Below are 17321 nucleotides of genomic sequence, written 5' to 3'. Positions count from 1 at the left end.
CCCAGGCAGGGGAAGGTTCACTCGGCAGGCTGCGTGCCGCGCTCGTCGTCGTCGCCGCGATAGCCGATGCGGCCGCCGCTGCCCGGATGGTCGATCAGCGTCGGGCGATCGGCCAGATCGTCGCCGGGGCGATAGGTGAGCAGCCGGCGCGAGAGCCGCGGCCCGATCCATGCCTCGACGCCGATGGCGAGGCTGAAGGTCGCGGGCACGATCACCAGCGTCAGCAGCGTCGACAGCAGCAGCCCGCCGATCACGGTGATGCCCATCGGCGCGCGGAACGATCCGTCGCCCGACAGCGCCAGCGCCGTCGGCACCATGCCCGCGACCATCGCGATCGTGGTCATCACGATCGGCTGCGCGCGCTTGTGGCCGGCATCGACGATCGCCGTCACCTTGTCGACGCCCTTCTCCATTTCCTCGAGCGCGAAGTCGATCAGCAGGATCGAGTTCTTGGCGACGATACCGAGCAGCATCAGCAGGCCGATATAGACGGGCAGCGAGATGGGATTGCCGGTGATCCACAAGGCCAGCAGCCCGCCGAGCGGCGCCAGCAGCAGCGATCCCATGTTGACGAAGGGCGGCATCACGCGCCGGTAGAGCAGCACCAGCACCGCCAGCACCAGCATCACGCCCGAAATCACCGCGATGATGAAGTTGTTGATCATCTCCGCCTGCCACTTGGCCTGGCCCAGCGTCAGCCGGTTCACGCCGAGCGGCAGGTTGCGCATCGTCGGCAGCGCATCGATCGCCTTCATCGCATCGCCCGAGATCACGCCCGGAGCGAGATCGGCGCCGATCGTCAGGCGGCGCTGCTGGTTGATGCGATCGATCCGCGTCGGCCCCGCGCCGAAGCCGATATCGGCGACGACGCGCAGCGGCACCGACCCGCCCGACTGGGTGGGTACGGGAAGATTCTCGATCGTCGATAGCCGCTCGCGCGCATCCTCGCTCAGCGCCACGCGGATCGGAATCTGGCGATCGTTGAGGCTGAAACGCGCGCTGTTCTGATCGATATCACCGAGCGTGGCGATGCGGATCGCGCTCGACAATGCCTGCGTCGTGACGCCAAGGCTTGCCGCCAGATCGGTGCGCGGACGGATGGTGATTTCGGGGCGCTGCAAGTCGCCACTCACGCGCGGTGCGACCACCATCGGCAGGCGCGCCATTTCCTCCATCAGCGTGTTGGCCGTGGTGTTGAGCAGCTCGGGATCCTCGCCGCCGAGCGTGATGGTGATGTCGCGCCCGCCGCTGCCCCAGCTCATCTGCGAGCGGAAGGCGACGCGCGCGTCGGCGATCTGGTTGAACGCAGGCGCGAGGCTGCGCTCGAACTCGACGCTCGTCATCTCGCGATCGGCGCGCAGCTGCGCCGTCACGCGGCCATTGCCCACGAACGCGCGGGCATAGGTGTTCTCGACCAGCGGATGCGCGGCGAGAATGTCGCGCACGCGGTTCACCACTTCGCGCGTCTGCGCATGCGTGGTGCCGGGCACCATCTCGATCGTCGCGGTCGAATTGTCCTGGTCGCGCGTCGGCTGGAAGGTCTGCGGCAGCGTCATCAGCAAGCCGACGGTGGCGACAAGCGCGAGCACGCCGAGACTCACGATCCACAGCCGGTGATCGAACAGCGGCGCCGCCAGCTTGCGGCCGATGCCGCCGCGCACACGCATCGCGTCGGCGCGGTCGTGGCGCAGCGACCATTGGAGCATGCCGACATACCGGTCCATCAGCCAGCCTTCGCCATGCGTGGCATGGCCCTTGGCCTTGAGGAAATAGGCCGCAAGCATCGGCGTGATGAGCCGCGCGACCGCCAGGCTGACCAGCACGGCGGCAACGACGGTGAGGCCGAAATTCTTGAAGAACTGGCCCGAAATCCCCGGCATCATGCCAACGGGCAGGAACACCGCGACGATCGCCATGGTGGTGGCGAGCACCGCCAGCCCGATCTCGTCCGCCGCGTCGATCGATGCCTGATAGGCCGATTTGCCCATCCGCATGTGGCGCACGATATTCTCGATCTCGACGATCGCATCGTCGACGAGCACGCCGGCGACGAGGCTGAGCGCCAGCAGCGTCATGGTGTTGAGCGTGAAGCCCATCATATCCATGAACCAGAAGGCGGGAATCGCCGACAGCGGAATGGCAAGCGCCGAGATGATCGTCGCGCGCCAGTCGCGCAGGAAGAAGAACACCACGATCACCGCGAGCACCGCACCCTCGATCATCGCGGCGATGGCGACTTCATACTGCTCCTCGACATATTGGACGTTGTTGAACAGCACGTCGAAGCGGACGCCCGGATTGCGCTCCTGAAGCTGCTTCAGCTTCTCCTGCGCGCCGGCGAACACCGCGATGTCCGATTCGCCCTTGGCGCGCTTGATGTCGAAGGCGACGACCTGGTTGCCGTTGAACTCGGCGCGGCTGCGCATTTCGGCGAAGCCGTCGCGCACCTCGGCGATGTCGGCAAGGCGCACCGTACGGCCATTGCCGATCGCGATCTGCGTCTGGCCAAGCTGATAGGCGGTCTGCGCATTGCCGATCACGCGAACCGACTGTTCGGAGCCGGCGATCTCGGCCCGCCCGCCCGCGGCATCGAGGTTCACCTGGCGCAGCTGCTGGTTTACCTGCGAAGCCGTGATACCAAGGCTCTGCAAGCGCGTGGGATCGAGGATGACGCGCACTTCGCGATCGACGCCGCCGATCCGCTCGACCGCCGACAGGCCCGGAACCGACAGAAGCTCCTTCGCCACCGAATTGTCGACATACCAGCTCAGCTGCTCGAGCGTCATGTCGGGCGCGATCGCGGTGAAGCTCGCCAGATCATTGTCGGTTGTGTTGGCGCGGAACACCTGCGGCTCGAGAATGCCCTCGGGCAGGTCGCCGCGAATCTGGTTCACCGCCTCGCGCACGTCCTGCACCGCGCGGTCGATCGGCGTGCCGATATTGAGCTGCACGACGGTCTGCGACTGCCCCTCGGTGACGGTCGACTGGATCTCGTCGATGCCCTGCAGGCTGCGCACCGCCGCCTCGACGCGCTGGGTGATCTGCGTCTCGAGTTCGCTGGGCGCCGCACCCGGCTGCGAGATGACGACGATCGCCACCGGAAACTCGATGTCCGGGTCCTGGTTCACGTCCATCCGCATGAAGCTGACGATGCCCGCGATCGTCAGTGCCGCGAACAGCACGAGCGCGGGGACCGGATTGCGGATCGACCATGCCGACATGTTGCGGAAGTTCATGGGACGGATGCCTTATCGATCGAGCGTGCGCAGCACGGGATTGACCTTCTGTCCGGGCGCCAGGAACCCGCCTGCCGTCAGCACCACGCGTTCGCTGCCGTCGAGCCCTGCCGCGATCGACACGCCAGCGTCGGACACCTCGCCGATCGTCACGCCGCGCCGCACTGCCTGGTTCTGGGCGTCGAGGATATACACGTAGTTGCCGTCGTCGTCGCTCTGCACCGCCGATTCGGGGAGCAGCGGCAGCGTGCCGGCACCCGCGACGATCTGCGCGCTGGCGAAGCCGCCGGGGCGCAACACGGGATCATAGGCAAGCGCAATGCGCGCGATGCCCTGCCGCGTCTGCGGATCGATGACGGGCGACACCTGCCACACCTCGCCCTTGAGCGTGCGATCGCTGCCGACGGGCGTCACGTCGGCGGGCGTGCCGGTGCGCACGCGCGCCAGATCGCCCTCGCTTAACTGCGCGCGCATCTCCATCTGGCCGCCCATCGCGATGCGGAACAGCACGGCGTTCCCGCCCGAGACGATCTGCCCGGGCTCGACCGCGCGCGTCAGCACCAGGCCGGCCGCCGGCGCCCGGATATCGAGCCGCTGATTGCGTGCACGCGCCTCGGCGAGCTGCGCGCGAGCGACTTCGACGCGGGCGCGCGCGGCATCGCGCGTCGCGGTGCGGCGATCGACATCGGCGCGCGACACGAAGCCACGATCGACGAGCTGCAGCGCGCGATCGAGCTCGGTCTGCGCGATCCGCGCATCGGCCTGCGCCACCGCGACGCCGGCTTCGAGCGATTCGGCGGTCTGCGTCTGCACCGATCGATCGACGGTGGCGAGCACCTGCCCCTCGCGCACCCAGCTCCCCGGCTCGACGAGCACGCGCGTCACCAGCCCGCCTTCGCCGACCACGCCGATCGGCATGTCGCGGCGCGCGGCGAGCGAGCCGGTGCCCGAGATGATGCTGCGCACGGTATCGCGCCCCGGCACCGCGACGGTAACGGTAGGGATCTGTGCACCCGCGCCCTTCGCCGCCGCACCCGGCGCCGCTTCCTCGGCGGAAGGCGTGAGCAGATACCATGCCAGCGCGACGGCGAGCACCGCGATCACCAGGCCGATGATGATCGCGCGACGGCGCCCCGCTGGCGGCGACCCCACGTCCCCCGGCAGCGCCCGCGTTTCGGCCTCGATCGTCGAACTCTCGTAATTCATCGGGAAACCCTTGTCGCCGGCCGGCAGGCCGCCTCTCTCAACCGCTGTATTATATGAATAGGTCACCGACCTCAAGCGGTCGCTCGCGCCGCGCTCCAATGCGCTTTTTTCATGTATCCCGCAAGGAGATGGCCGTCGTTGCCGGCACGTCTTCGCAATACCGCCAAGTTGGGATATGTTCGTTTCGCCTACGCAAGAATAGAGGAATTGCGCCATGGCCGAACGTACGATCCTTGGCTGGCTGCTGATCGGCCTCGTCGCCGGCGTGGTCGGCAAGCTGCTCATGCCCGGCCGCGATCCTGGCGGTTTCGTGGTGACCATCCTCGTCGGGATCGCGGGGGCGCTGCTGGCGGGCTTCACCGCGCAGGTCGCGGGCGTCACGCTCGCCGGCGGGTGGCAGCATTATGCCGCGGCGACCGCAGGCGCCGTACTGCTGCTGGCGCTCTACCGCATCATCTTCGCGCGGCGAACGCGCTGACGTTCAGCTTGCGTTGTCGTGGCGCCTGCGACACGGCGCTCCCGAACGACAGGGAGATTATCGCGATGCGTATCCTGATGGCCACCGCCATGCTGCTGGGCGCCAGCGCCGCGGCGGCGCAGACCGCCCCCATGCCGACCACGACGCCGCTGCTGCCCGAAGGCGCGCTGCTCGACGTCGTCGCCGAAGGGCGCTCGACGCGGACGCCCGATCAGGCGACGATCGAGGCCGGCGTCGTGACGCAGGCCTCCACCGCTGCCGAGGCGATGCGCGCGAACGCCGAGCGGATCGAGCGCGTGCTGGCCGCGCTCAAGCGCGCCGGCGTCGCCGATCGCGACGTGCGCACCGCGCAGATCAGCCTCAGCCCGCAATATCGCTATGGCGAGAATCAGCCGCCGATCATTACCGGCTATCAGGCCTCCAACCGTGTCAGCATCCGCTTTCGCGACGTCGCGCGCAGCGGCGCCATCCTCGATGCGCTGGTGAAGGAAGGGGCCAACCAGATCGAAGGCCCGAACCTTGGGCTGACGCAGCCCGATGCGGCGATGGACGAAGCGCGCAGCGACGCGGTGGCGCGCGCGCGAGCACGCGCCGAACTCTATGCGAAGGCCGCCGGACTGCGCGTTGAACGGATCGCCGCGATCAGCGAGGGCGGCGCACCGCCGGTCGGCGGACCGGTGCCGCAGATGGCGATGGCGCGCATGGAGGCGGCGGATACCAAGGTGGTGCCCGGCGAGCAGGAGATCGTGGCGACCGTCCACGTCCGGTTCGTGCTGCGCTGACGCACTTCTTGTTCCGCTGACGGGCGTCGGCACGAAAAAAGCCGCCTGATCGCTCAGGCGGCTTTTTTGTTCTGATCGCGGCGTAGCGCGATTTAGCGCACGCGACCGCGACGCACGAGGTTGACGATCGCGAGCAGGATGATGGCACCTACCAGCGAGGTGAGGAAGGTCGTGACCGTGATTCCCTCGTTGATCGAGCCACCGAAGATCAGCCCGGCGATGAACGCGCCGACGATGCCCACCACGATGTTGAGCAGGATGCCCTGCTGCGCGTCGGTGCGCATGACGAGGCTCGCGAGCCAGCCGACGACGCCGCCTACGATCAGCCAGATGATGATACCCATTTGCCTTCCCTCCGTTAACGCCCGGAAACGACGGGCTTACAGCGGCTAAGGACTCGCGAGGCGGGCGAATGTTCCGGCAACGTTTTGATGAGCGTGCACGGAACTTTGTACCGGTCAAAACTTTTGCTGGCGCTCGTAGAGCGAACGGTAATGCTGGATGCGCGTGACGCGCAGACCCGGCATGCCCGATCGGTCGATCGCACGCTGCCAGCCGGCGAACTCCTCGACGGTCAGGCCGTACCGCTCGCACACCTCGTCGACCGTCAGCAGCCCCCCGTTGACCGCGGCGACGACCTCGGCCTTGCGGCGCACGACCCAGCGCGTGGTCGAGGGCGGCGGCAGGGTGTCCAGCGTCAGCGGTTCACCCAGCGGCCCGATGACCCGTGCAGGCCGTATTTTCTGGTTCTCGATCATTGACTAACCTCAAATCGGGGCGGGGGCCCCCAATCCTTACGCAAACGACCCTTACATCGACGGGCTTGAAGAACGGCTAAAGTGCGACGGTAAACATGTGCTTCATCCTTGTTGCCTTCCGCCCAGGAGACGCGCCGTCGCTTCGTTGAAGCTGCCGTGCGCCGGCGCGAGCAGCGCCGAGCCCCTGCCGGCGATCGACAGCCATGCCTGTGCACGTGCCGTGGCGCTCGATGCCTGCCGGCCGGCGGCGGCCGCCAGCAGCACGGCAAGGCCGCCCGGCAGGCCACGCGGCGCCGATGCCCCGTGTCGCGGCGACAGCAGGCCGCGCTCGAAGGCGCCGAAGCTCAGTTCCAAGGGTGCGACCCGCTCATCCGCACCCTGCTACGCGTGATTGCTTGAAGGCCGGTAAATGCCCGCTTTTGCATCGCCGGTCCGAGCGCCTTATGTGACGAAGCGATGATTCCCGTCGATTTCCAGCTTCCGGGCGGCGCGAGCGGTCGCCGCATCGTCGTCGCCATGTCGGGCGGCGTCGACAGTTCGGTCGTGGCGGCGCTCGCGGTCGAAAGCGGCGCCGAGGTGGTCGGCGTGACGCTCCAGTTGTACGATCATGGCGAGGCGGTGGGGCGTGCCGGCAGCTGCTGCGCCGGCCGCGACATCCGCGATGCACGCGCGGTGTGCGACCGCCTCGGCATCGCGCATTACGTCCTCGATCACGAAAGCGCGTTCCGCACGCGCGTGATCGACGATTTCGCCGACAGTTATCTGGCCGGACGCACGCCCATCCCCTGCGTCCAGTGCAACATGGGGCCGAAATTCACCGACCTGTTCCGCATGGCGCGCGAGCTTGGTGCCGATTGCCTCGCGACGGGCCATTATGTGCGCCGTGTCGAAGGCGCGGCAGGCGCCGAACTGCACCGCGCCGTCGATCCGGCGCGCGACCAGAGCTATTTCCTGTTCGCCACCACCGCCGCGCAACTCGACTATCTGCGCTTCCCGCTGGGCATGCTGCCCAAGGCCGAGGTGCGCGCGCTCGCAGCGCGGTACGGACTGGCGGTCGCCGCCAAGCCCGACAGCCAGGACATCTGCTTCGTGCCGGACGGTGACTATGCCGGTCTGGTGCGAAAGCTACGCCCCAATGCCGCGCAGGGCGGCGAGATCGTCGATATCGAGGGTCGCGTGCTCGGCACGCATCGCGGCATCCTGCACTATACCGTCGGCCAGCGCCGCGGTCTTGAGCTCGGCGGCCTGGACGAGCCGCTCTATGTGGTGCGCCTCGAGCCCGACACGCAGCGCGTGGTAGTGGGACCGAAGGCGGCACTCGCGGTCGGCGCCGCGCGACTTTCGGCGATCAACTGGATCGGCGGCGATCATCGCGGTCCGCTGACTGCCAAGGTCCGCTCGCTCGCACGGCCCGTACCGGCCCGACTCGTGGGCGATCGCGTGGTGTTCGACGCCCCCGAATATGGCGTGGCGCCGGGACAGGCCGCAGTGCTCTACGCTGGCGACCGTGTGCTGGGCGGTGGCTGGATTGAATCGACCGAACCCGCTTTCGCCCGACCCGAGGCGGCTTGAGCCGTTACAGCCGGAAAATCCCCTCGATCACCGTCACGCACTGACCGCGCAGCACGGCGCGGCCGTCCGCCAGGCTGCAATCGACGCGTCCGCCCCGGCGGCTCGCCTGCCATGCCGAGAAGTCGTCACGCCCCAGCCGTGCGGCCCAATAAGGCGTGAGCACGCAATGCGCCGATCCGGTTACGGGATCCTCGTCGATGCCCGCGGCGGGCGCGAACACGCGGCTGACGACATCGGTGTCGGTGCCCGGCGCAGTGACGATGTTGAGCACGTCGCCCACTGCCGCCAGCATCCCGAAATCGGGCGAGACCGCTGCCACCGCCGCCGCGTCGGGCAGCACTACCAGCCCATAGCCATTAGGATGCCACAGCGTGTCGACTACGTTGCGCACGCCAAGCCCCGCCACCACCGTGGTCAGCGCCCGGCGCTGCGGCGCGTAGGCGGGCAACGACATGGCGTAGCCGCCGCGATCATCGCGCCCCACTTCCAGGATGCCGGCCTGGCGCGTGCGGAACCGCACCCAGTCGCGCACGCGATCGGGGTCGGACAGCACGAAATGCCCCGATGCCAGCGTGGCATGGCCGCATAATTCGACCTCGACCGTCGGCGTGAACCAGCGCAGCTCGTAATCGACCTCGCCGCGCGGATCGGGAACGAGAAACGCCGTTTCCGACAGGTTGTTCTCGGCGGCAATCGCCTGCAGCGTGCGATCGTCGAGCCAGTGGTCGAGCGGCATCACCGCCGCCGGATTGCCTTCGAACGGGCGCGTGGCGAACGCATCGATCTGCGCAAAGGAAAGGGTCAAATACGCTTCCTGAACCAGTGGGGAGTGACGTCTTCCTCGACCAGGGGATCGTCGGTGTCGACATGCCCCTCGGGATCGAGGTGGATCAGCACCTCGACGCGGGGAAAGCGCGTATGCAGCTCGCTCTCCACCGCCTCGACGACGTCGTGCGCCTCGGCGACGCTCATCTCGCGCGCCACCACCATGTGGAACTGCGCGAAGCTGCGGTTGCCCGCGCGGCGCGTGCGAAAATCGTGGATACCGCGCAACTCAGGGTGCGCGCCCGCCGCCACCGCAAGATAGTCCTGCCGCTCGGTCTCGGGCCACTCCTTGTCCATCAGCTCGTCGATCGCCTGCGCCGACGCCTTGAACGCACCCCAGCCGAGCCATGCGGCGATCGCGAGGCCGAACACCGCATCGGCGCCCAGCACGCCGGCGTAGCGATCGAGCAGCAGCGCGGCGATCACCGCTAGGTTGAGCAGGATGTCGCCCTGATAGTGCACGCTGTCGGCTTTGACTGCGACCGATCCCGTCGCGGCGATCACGCGGCGCTGATAGGCGACGAGCAGCATCGTCGCGGCGATCGCCGCCGCGGACACCGCGATGCCGATACCCGCCGCCTCGACCGGCTGCGGATCGGCGAGCGCGCTCACACCGCGCCAGCCGATCGCCAGCGCAGATGCCGAGATGAGCGCAACCTGGAACAGCGCGGCAAGCGCCTCGGCCTTGCCGTGACCGAAGCGATGGTCGTGATCGGCGGGCGTCGCGGCCAGCCGCACGCCATAGAGCGTGACGAGCGAGGCGAGCAGGTCGAGCCCCGAATCGGCAAGGCTGCCGAGCAGCGCGACCGAACTGGTCTGCCACGCGGCATAGCCTTTGAGCGCCAGCAGCAGCAGCGCAGTGGCGACGCTGGCGAGCGCGGCGCGCGTCGTCGCCTCGCTCAACAGCCGACGGCGGCGGCTGCGCGCGATGCCCGGATCGGCGGGCGCGTTCACGGGTAGAGCAACCCCTCGTGCCAGCCCCCGGCGCCATCGGCATCGAAGATGCGGCGCTCGTGCAGCCGATGCGCGCGGTCGCTCCACAACTCGATGCGTCGCGGCACCACCCGGTAGCCGCCCCAGTGCGGCGGGCGCGGCACGTCGCTCCCCTCGAAACGTGCCTGTGCGGCCGCGAATGCCGCCTCGAACGTCGCGCGATCGTCGAGTGGTCGCGACTGCGCCGATGCCCATGCCCCCAGCCGCGAGTCGCGGCTGCGGCTGGCAAAATAGGCATCCGATTCGGCGTCGGACACCCATTCGACATGGCCTTCGACGCGCACCTGCCGGCGCAGCGATTTCCAGTGGAAGCACAAGGCGGCGTGCGCGTTGGCCGCAAGCTCGCCGGCCTTGCGGCTTTCGCGGTTGGTGTAGAACACGAAGCCGCGCGCATCATGGCCCTTGAGCAGCACCATGCGCACCGATGGCCGGCCATCCGCATCGGCAGTGGCGAGCGCCATCGCCTCGGGATCGTTGGGCTCGCTTTCGCGCGCCGCGTCGAGCCATTCGGCGAAGATGGCATGGGGATCGTCGGCCATGGCAACCGCATAGGCGCATGGTGTTTTGCTGTCGAGGAACGACTCCGCCGCCCGTGAATTGAATCGCCTTCGCAACGAGGGGAATGGCATGGCCGCGCGCGCATATTGGCAGGGGCAGATACGCCTCGCGCTCGTCTCGATCCCGGTCGAGATCTATTCGGCTACGCGCTCGGGCGCCAATGTGAGCTTTCGCCAGATCCACGAGCCCTCTGGCAAGCCGATCAAGTACGAAAAGGTGGTGCCCGGCGTCGGTCCCGTTGACGCCGAGGATATCCTGAAAGGCTATGAGGTCGAGAAAGGCAGCTATGTGCTGCTCGACCAGGACGAGATCGACGCGGTGAAGCTCGAATCGAAAAAGACGCTCGAGCTCACGCAGTTCGTCGACGCGCACGAGATCGACGTGCTCTATTATGAAAAGCCCTATTTCGTCGTGCCCGCCGACGACCTGGCCGAGGAAGCCTTCATCGTGCTGCGCGAGGCGCTCCGGCGCACCAAGAAGGTGGGGCTGGGCCAGCTCGCCCTGCGCGGCCGCGAATATGTGGTGAGCCTAAAGCCCTGCGGGCGCGGCATGGTGCTCGAGACGCTGCGCTATGCCGACGAGGTGCACAAGGCGCAGAGCTATTTCCGCGACATTCCCGACGCCGAGCCCGACGCCGACCTGCTCGAGCTCGCCGAAAGCCTGATCGAGAAGAAGGCCGCGAAGTTCGATGCGTCCGAGTTTCACGATCGCTATGTCGATGCGCTCAAGGGCCTGATCGCGCGCAAGCAGAAGTCGAAGGGCGGCAAGCTGATCGAGGATGTCGACGACGGCGCGCCCGCGAAGCGCGGATCGAACGTCGTCGATCTGATGGCCGCGCTCAAGAAGAGCCTCGAAAAGCCCGGCGAGACGACGGGTACGGGTGCCAAGAAGCCGGCACGCAAGCCCGCCGCCAAGCGCGCGACAACGCGCAAGCCTGCGACGCGCAAGCGGGCCTGAGGGCGGCTCGATGGCGAAGCGCGCCGATCCGCTGGCGGCATACAACGCCAAGCGCGATTTCACGCGCACCGCCGAGCCTGCGGGCACCTTGGCGAAGGGCAAGGGCAACGCGCTGGTGGTGCAGAAGCACGATGCCACGCGGCTGCACTGGGACTTGCGGCTCGAAGTCGACGGCGTGCTCAAGAGCTGGGCGGTCACGCGCGGCCCCAGTCTCAATCCCGACGACAAAAGGCTGGCGGTGCGCACCGAGGATCATCCGCTCGCCTATGGCGATTTCGAGGGCGTGATTCCCGCCGAGGAATATGGCGGCGGCACGGTGATGCTGTGGGATCGCGGCACCTGGGCGCCGATCAAGGGCAAGTCGGCCGCCGATCTCGACAAGGGCCATCTGCATTTCATCGCGAATGGCGAGCGCATGCAGGGCGAATGGCTGCTGATCCGGTTGAAGCCGCGCGGCAAGGAGAAGCGCGAGAACTGGCTGCTGCGCAAGATCGCTGATGCGCATGCCGGCGGCAGCGACGCGCTCGTCGAAACCGCGCTTACCAGCGTCAAGACCGGGCGAACGATGCGCGAGATCGCGGAAGGCAAGCACCTCCCCGGAACGGGAAGGGGGACCGCGCGCGCAGCGCGTGGTGGAGGGGGAGGGCCACAGGCAAAACGAACGCGGCGCCCCCGCTCCCCGTTCGCCGGAGGCGCGCAACCGCTGCAACTCGCAACGCTGGTCGACTCCGTGCCCGCGGGCAATGGCTGGCTGCACGAGGTAAAATATGACGGCTATCGCGCGCTGATCGAGACGGGCGATGGCGATGCGCGCATATTCACCCGCTCGGGTCTCGACTGGACCGACAAGTTCCCCGGCATCGCCGAGGCCTTCGCCGCCATTGCCACCCCCGCACGCATCGACAGCGAGATCGTCGCACTGAAGGATGGGCGGCCCGATTTCTCGACCTTGCAGGACGCGATCTCCAATGGCGGCGAGATGCTGTGCTTCGCCTTCGACCTGCTCGAAGCCGATGGCGAGGACGTGACCGGCCTGCCGCTCGTCCAGCGCAAGGAACGGCTGCGCGCGCTGTTGCCGGCGAGCGACGCGCGCATCCAGTTCGCCGAGCATGTCGTCGGTGCCGGCGAGAAGCTGTTCGAGGCCATGTGTGCCGAGGGCTATGAAGGCATCGTCGCCAAGCGGATCGATGCGCCCTATCGCGCCGGCCGCACCAAGGCATGGCTCAAGGTCAAGTGCACGCGCCGGCAGGAATTCGTCATCGTCGGCTGGCAGCCCTCGAAGGCGCGCGGACGCCCCTTCGCCTCGCTGCTGCTCGCGCTGCACGAGGATGGCGGGCTGCGATATGCCGGCAAGGTCGGCACCGGCTTCGATGCCGACACGCAGCAGGCGATCGCCGCGAAGCTCGAACGCCTGGCGCGCAAGACCGCGCCGGTCGAGGCGCCGAGCGCGGCGGTACGCGGCGCGCATTGGGTGACGCCCCGCCTGGTGGCCGAGGTGGCCTTTGCCGAGTTCACCGGCGAGGGCGTGCTGCGCCATGCAAGCTTCGTCGGCGTGCGCAGCGACAAGCCGGCGAACGAAGTCGCCGACGAGGTACGCGCCGAACCGCCCGCCGAGCTGCCCGTCCGCATCACCAGCCCCGACCGCGTGATTTTCCCCGATGACGGCATCACCAAGCGCGAGCTGGCCGATTACTACGCCGCCGTCGCCGGCATCGCGCTGCCTTGGATCGGCAACCGGCCGATCAGCTTGGTGCGCTGCCCGCAGGGCCGCGCGCGCAAATGCTTCTTCCAGAAGCACGACGCGGGCAGCTTCGGCGACCATGTCCACCATGTCGACATCCGCGAGAAGGACGGCGGCACCGGGCCCTATCTCTACGTGCGCGACATGGCGGGCCTGCTCGCCTGCGTGCAGATGGGCACGATCGAGTTCCACGGCTGGGGCGCGGGCATCGCCGATGTCGAAAAGCCCGATCGGCTGGTGTTCGATCTCGACCCCGACGAGGGGCTGGGCTTTGCCGAAGTGAAGAAGGCGGCGGTCCATCTGAAGGACGTGCTTGCCGATATCGGGCTGGCGAGCTTCGCGATGCTCTCGGGCGGCAAGGGCCTGCATGTAGTAGTACCGCTCACGCCCGAGGCCGAGTGGCCGGCGGTCAAGTCGTTCGCCGATCGCTTCGCCCGCGCGCTCGCCGCCGCCGAGCCCGATCGCTACACCGCCACCATGTCGAAGGCGAAGCGCAAGGGCCGCATCTTCATCGACTGGCTGCGTAACCAGCGCGGATCGACGGCGGTGCTGCCCTATGTCGTGCGTGCGCGGCCGGGCGCGGGGGTCGCAGCACCGGTAAGCTGGACCGAACTGGGCGACATCAACACGCCCACGCGATGGACCCTGCGCGACGCCGCGGCGTTGGTGGAGCGGGCGGGTAGCAGCACGCTGGCGGGCTGGGGCGCGGCGCGCCAGACCTTGCCCGATCTCTAGCACCGCATCGCTGCGGCCGTTGCGCCGCAACACGCTTTATGCTCCATCGGCCGGGCTTCATCGGGGACCAGCGCATTTCATGGCGAGCCGCGCGCAATCACTGTTCGACGCGGGGCTGATCGCCGATCGCTGGATCGCCGATTATTGCGGCCCGCGTCCGCGCGGCGACGTGTTGTGCAGCGCCGGCGACAGCGATCGTGCGGCATGGCGCGCGATCTTCGAAGAGCTGGCGCAGACCGCGGGCGATTCGCTGTCCGAGGCCGGTGAGCGGGCACAGCGCCAAGCCGAGGATATCGGCACCGGCTTTCGCATCGCGGGCGAATCGGAGGAGCGACCCTGGCCGTTGTCGCCGATCCCGCTTGCGATCTCGGCAAGCGAATGGGCGGGCATCGCCGAAGGGGTGCGCCAGCGCGCCGACCTGTTCGAGACGATCCTCGCCGATCTCTACGGCCCGGGCATGCTCGTGCGCCACGGTCATGTGCCCGCCGCGGTAGTGACGGGCAGCCCGTGGTTCCTGCGCCCGATGATCGGCCTCAATCCGCCCGGCGGCCATCACCTGCATTTCGTCGCGGTCGATCTGTGTCGCGGACCGACGGGCGAATGGCGCGTGCTTGCCGATCAGCTTCGCGCGCCGGTGGGTGCGGGCTACGCCCTCGAGAACCGCCTTGCGATCGCACGGACGATGGGCGGACTGCAATCGCGCCTCAACGTCGAGCGCCATGCGCCGTTCTTCGCGCATCTTCGCGAGGGGCTCGCCGCCGCCTGCCGCCGCGCCGAGCCGCGCATCGGGCTGCTCACGCCCGGCCGGCTCAACCAAAGCTATGCCGAACAGGCGCATCTGGCGCGCTATCTGGGCTTCCTGCTCGTCGAAGGCGCCGATCTCGCGGCGATCGAGGACAAGCTCTACGTGCGCACCATCGCGGGCCTCAAGCGCGTCGATGCGCTGTGGCGGCGCACCGATCCGCGCCTGCTCGATCCGCTTGCGTTCGATTCGACCTCGGCGATCGGCGTGCCCGGCCTGATCGACGCGATGGCGGCGGGCAATGTCGTCATCTCGAACGCGCCGGGCGCCGGCGTGCTCGAATCGCCCGCCTTCGCCGCCTTCCTGCCCGCGCTCGCCACTCGGCTGACGGGCGACGGTCTTCGGCTGCCCAACATCGCCACTTGGTGGTGCGGCCAGCCGCGCGAGGCGGCGCAAGTGGTCGACGAACTGGGCTCGATGCTGGTGGCACCCGCCTTCGGCGTGCCGACGCGCGCATTGCCCGGCGGCAGGCCGGTGCTGGGGGCCGAGCTAGACGATGCCTGCCGCGCCGCGCTGCTCGCCGATCTCGAACGGCGGCCGCAGGATTATGTCGGGCAGGAAGTCGTCCATCTCTCCACCATGCCCGTGGTGATCGACGGCGAGCTCGCCGCGCGCCCCTTCGTGCTGCGCGTGTTCGCCGCGCGCGACGCTGCCGGCGGCTGGCAGGTGATGCCCGGCGGCTTTGCGCGGATCGGCGGCGAGGCCGATGTGCGCGCCAGCGTGATGGGCGAAGGCGTGCGATCGGCCGACGTCATTATCCACGGCCCCGAACGCGTGGCTGCGGTGTCGCTGCTGCCGCCGGTCGATTCGCAGCATCTGCGGCGCAATCCGGGCACGCTGCCCAGCCGGGCTGCCGACAATCTGTTCTGGCTAGGCCGCTATCTCGAACGCGGCGAGGCGCTGCTCGGCATCGTGCGCGTGTTGCTCGGCCATTCGATCAGCGCCGATGCCGGCGGCGCGCTTGCGCGATCGACGATCGAACGGATCGTGGCGCTGCTGGCAGCCGACGGCGCCGCGCCTGCACCCGTCGGCCACCGCCGCACCGAGCTGGTGGCGATGGCGCGCACCGCGATGGAGGCGAGCGAAGGCGGCTGGTATTCGGTGCGCGCGATCAACCGGCAGGCGCGTGGGCTGGGCGCGGTTTCGCGCGACCGGCTGGCATCGGACATGATCCGCCTGCTCGATGCCCCCCACCCCACGCGCGGCGGGCTGCTCGATCGCGCCGGCTCGCTCCAGCGTCGCTATGCCGCGCTCGCCGGGCTTTCGGCCGAGCATATGGGGCGATCCGACGGGTGGCGCTTCCACGATCTGGGCCGCCGCATCGAACGCGCGATCAAGGTGGTGCAGATGCTGCGCTGCTTCGCTGCCGAGAATGCCGGCGCCGACGATCTTTCGACGCTGCTCGATCTCGCCGACAGCCAGATCAGCTACCGCCAGCGCTATCTGACGGGCATCGCGCGCGTTCCAGCTGTCGATCTGGTCGCACTCGATCCGGGCAACCCACGCGGGCTGGCGTTCCAGGTCGAGGTGATCGTTGGCCATCTGGCGCGGCTGCCCGTGCTCAACGACGATGGCGTCGCCGAACCGCAGCAGCGCATCGCGACGCAGATCGCCGCCACCGTCGCCACCGCCGCGCCGGCGTCGATCGACGCGGACATGCTCGAACGCCTCGAAGCACGGCTCTACGACCTCGCCGAGGCGATCGCGCGGCGCTATTTCCTGCAAGGCGCCGAGCCGCTGCGCGCGGGCGGGCTGACGCTGGCATGATGCGCTACGCCATCCGCCATGTCACGCGCTTCGCCTATGCCGAGCCGGTGGCGTTCGCACGCTGCAACCTTCGCCTCCAGCCGATCGACTGGCCGGGGCAGACAGTCGAGGACTATCGGCTGACGGTGCTGCCGGGCGGGCGGACGGCCCCCGCGCGCGCGCAGGCGGGCCTTGCGCACGTCACGCGGCTGGTGATCGAGCAGTCGGTGCACGAACTGACTATCGAGAGCGCCGCTAACGTCACCGTCGACCGGCCGATCCCGGTGCCCGAAGCCGGCGATCCCACTTTGGCCGAGATCGCCGCGATGGCGCGCGCCAGCCGCGATGCGTCGCCCTTGTCGCCTGCCAGCTATCTCTATCCCAGCCCGCGCATCGCGTTTGACGAGCCGATCGCCGACTGGTGCGCCGAGGAACTCGATCCGCAACGCGGCTGTCGCGAGGCGGCGATCGCGCTGGCGCGCCGCATTCAGCGTGAATTCGCCTTCGATCCCGCCGCCACGCTCGTCGATACGCCGCCGGCCGAAGCCTTCGCGAAGCGCGGCGGCGTCTGCCAGGATTTCGCGCAGATCATGATCTCGGGCCTGCGTGCCGCCGGGCTGCCGGCAGCCTATGCATCGGGCTATCTGCGCACGCTCCCGCCGCCGGGCGAGGCGCGGCTGGTCGGCGCCGACGCGACGCATGCCTGGGTGCTCTTGTGGTGTGGCCCCGATCTCGGCTGGATCGGCGTCGATCCTACCAACGGCATCTGGATGGCGACCGACCACGTCATCGTCGCAGTGGGCCGCGACTATGCCGACATCGCACCGATTGACGGCGTGGTGCTGGGCTTCGGCGCGCAGGAGATGGATGTCTCGGTCGACGTAGCGCCGCAGGATTGAGGTTGGCGCTGCCGCTGGCAGCGGTTAACGACG

The 17321-nt window shown here is 68.5% G+C and carries 15 protein-coding genes; 7 read left to right on the top strand and 8 right to left on the bottom strand.

Annotated features, from left to right (window positions below):
• Positions 1-17 precede the first annotated feature (17 nt).
• Together FBR43_RS15410 and FBR43_RS15405 are read right to left on the bottom strand one after the other, a co-directional pair.
• Positions 18-3236: an efflux RND transporter permease subunit gene (locus FBR43_RS15410; protein ID WP_136943907.1), complete on the bottom strand. Its 3219-nt coding sequence runs from the start codon at positions 3234-3236 to the stop codon at positions 18-20.
• 12 nt (positions 3237-3248) lie between these two features.
• A complete protein-coding gene (locus FBR43_RS15405) occupies positions 3249-4442 on the bottom strand; it encodes an efflux RND transporter periplasmic adaptor subunit (RefSeq protein WP_136943906.1) in 1194 nt (397 codons plus the stop codon).
• 214 nt (positions 4443-4656) lie between these two features.
• Here FBR43_RS15405 and FBR43_RS15400 point away from each other — a divergent pair, with 214 nt between their 5' ends.
• Both FBR43_RS15400 and FBR43_RS15395 read left to right on the top strand, forming a co-directional pair.
• A complete protein-coding gene (locus FBR43_RS15400; RefSeq protein WP_136943905.1) occupies positions 4657-4920 on the top strand; it encodes a GlsB/YeaQ/YmgE family stress response membrane protein in 264 nt (87 codons plus the stop codon).
• A 65-nt stretch (positions 4921-4985) separates the two neighbouring features.
• Complete coding sequence (locus tag FBR43_RS15395) at positions 4986-5702, top strand: SIMPL domain-containing protein (protein WP_136943904.1); 717 nt, start codon at positions 4986-4988, stop codon at positions 5700-5702.
• Between the two features lie 92 nt (positions 5703-5794).
• Here FBR43_RS15395 and FBR43_RS15390 read toward each other — a convergent pair whose 3' ends face one another.
• The 3 genes from FBR43_RS15390 to FBR43_RS15380 all read right to left on the bottom strand — a co-directional run bounded on the left by FBR43_RS15390 (position 5795) and on the right by FBR43_RS15380 (position 6814).
• The gene (locus FBR43_RS15390) at positions 5795-6046 is read right to left on the bottom strand and encodes a GlsB/YeaQ/YmgE family stress response membrane protein (protein ID WP_136943903.1); all 252 of its coding nucleotides are present in this window, start codon (positions 6044-6046) and stop codon (positions 5795-5797) included.
• A gap of 114 nt (positions 6047-6160) precedes the next feature.
• Complete coding sequence (sciP, locus tag FBR43_RS15385; protein WP_136943902.1) at positions 6161-6460, bottom strand: CtrA inhibitor SciP; 300 nt, start codon at positions 6458-6460, stop codon at positions 6161-6163.
• Positions 6461-6562: 102 nt separating this feature from the next.
• Entirely contained in the window at positions 6563-6814 is a 252-nt protein-coding gene (locus tag FBR43_RS15380) for a hypothetical protein (RefSeq protein ID WP_249276629.1), read from the bottom strand.
• Between the two features lie 102 nt (positions 6815-6916).
• Here FBR43_RS15380 and mnmA point away from each other — a divergent pair, with 102 nt between their 5' ends.
• Positions 6917-8032, top strand: a complete 1116-nt coding sequence (gene mnmA, locus FBR43_RS15375) for a tRNA 2-thiouridine(34) synthase MnmA (RefSeq protein WP_136943901.1) — start codon at positions 6917-6919, stop codon at positions 8030-8032.
• A gap of 4 nt (positions 8033-8036) precedes the next feature.
• Here the strand turns inward: mnmA and FBR43_RS15370 are convergent, their stop codons facing one another.
• The 3 genes from FBR43_RS15370 to pdxH are packed head-to-tail and all read right to left on the bottom strand — an operon-like array spanning position 8037 to position 10389.
• Positions 8037-8837 (bottom strand): PhzF family phenazine biosynthesis protein, encoded by an 801-nt coding sequence (locus FBR43_RS15370; RefSeq protein ID WP_136943900.1) that lies wholly within the window; start codon positions 8835-8837, stop codon positions 8037-8039.
• Complete coding sequence (locus FBR43_RS15365; protein WP_136944279.1) at positions 8834-9787, bottom strand: cation diffusion facilitator family transporter; 954 nt, start codon at positions 9785-9787, stop codon at positions 8834-8836. Before FBR43_RS15365 ends, FBR43_RS15370 begins: the two co-directional genes overlap by 4 nt.
• A 20-nt stretch (positions 9788-9807) precedes the next feature.
• Positions 9808-10389 (bottom strand): pyridoxamine 5'-phosphate oxidase, encoded by a 582-nt coding sequence (gene pdxH / locus FBR43_RS15360; RefSeq protein WP_136943899.1) that lies wholly within the window; start codon positions 10387-10389, stop codon positions 9808-9810.
• 88 nt (positions 10390-10477) lie between these two features.
• On the opposite strand from pdxH, the gene ku reads away from it, so the two are divergent.
• The 4 genes from ku (at position 10478) to FBR43_RS15340 (ending at position 17288) form a co-directional block, all read left to right on the top strand.
• Positions 10478-11365, top strand: coding sequence for a non-homologous end joining protein Ku (gene ku, locus FBR43_RS15355; protein ID WP_136943898.1), 888 nt, complete (start codon positions 10478-10480; stop codon positions 11363-11365).
• Positions 11366-11375: 10 nt separating this feature from the next.
• A complete protein-coding gene (ligD, locus tag FBR43_RS15350) occupies positions 11376-13841 on the top strand; it encodes a DNA ligase D (RefSeq protein WP_136943897.1) in 2466 nt (821 codons plus the stop codon).
• 79 nt (positions 13842-13920) lie between these two features.
• Positions 13921-16410: a circularly permuted type 2 ATP-grasp protein gene (locus FBR43_RS15345; protein WP_136943896.1), complete on the top strand. Its 2490-nt coding sequence runs from the start codon at positions 13921-13923 to the stop codon at positions 16408-16410.
• Positions 16410-17288, top strand: a complete 879-nt coding sequence (locus FBR43_RS15340; protein ID WP_136944278.1) for a transglutaminase family protein — start codon at positions 16410-16412, stop codon at positions 17286-17288. The genes FBR43_RS15345 and FBR43_RS15340 overlap by 1 nt, the downstream gene beginning before the upstream one ends.
• Positions 17289-17321: the final 33 nt, after the last annotated feature.

The sequence above is a fragment of the Sphingomonas baiyangensis genome (genome assembly GCF_005144715.1).
GTDB lineage: Bacteria > Pseudomonadota > Alphaproteobacteria > Sphingomonadales > Sphingomonadaceae > Sphingomonas > Sphingomonas baiyangensis.
Note: the sequence above shows the minus strand (reverse complement) of the source record. Positions and strands in the feature narration are given on the sequence as shown.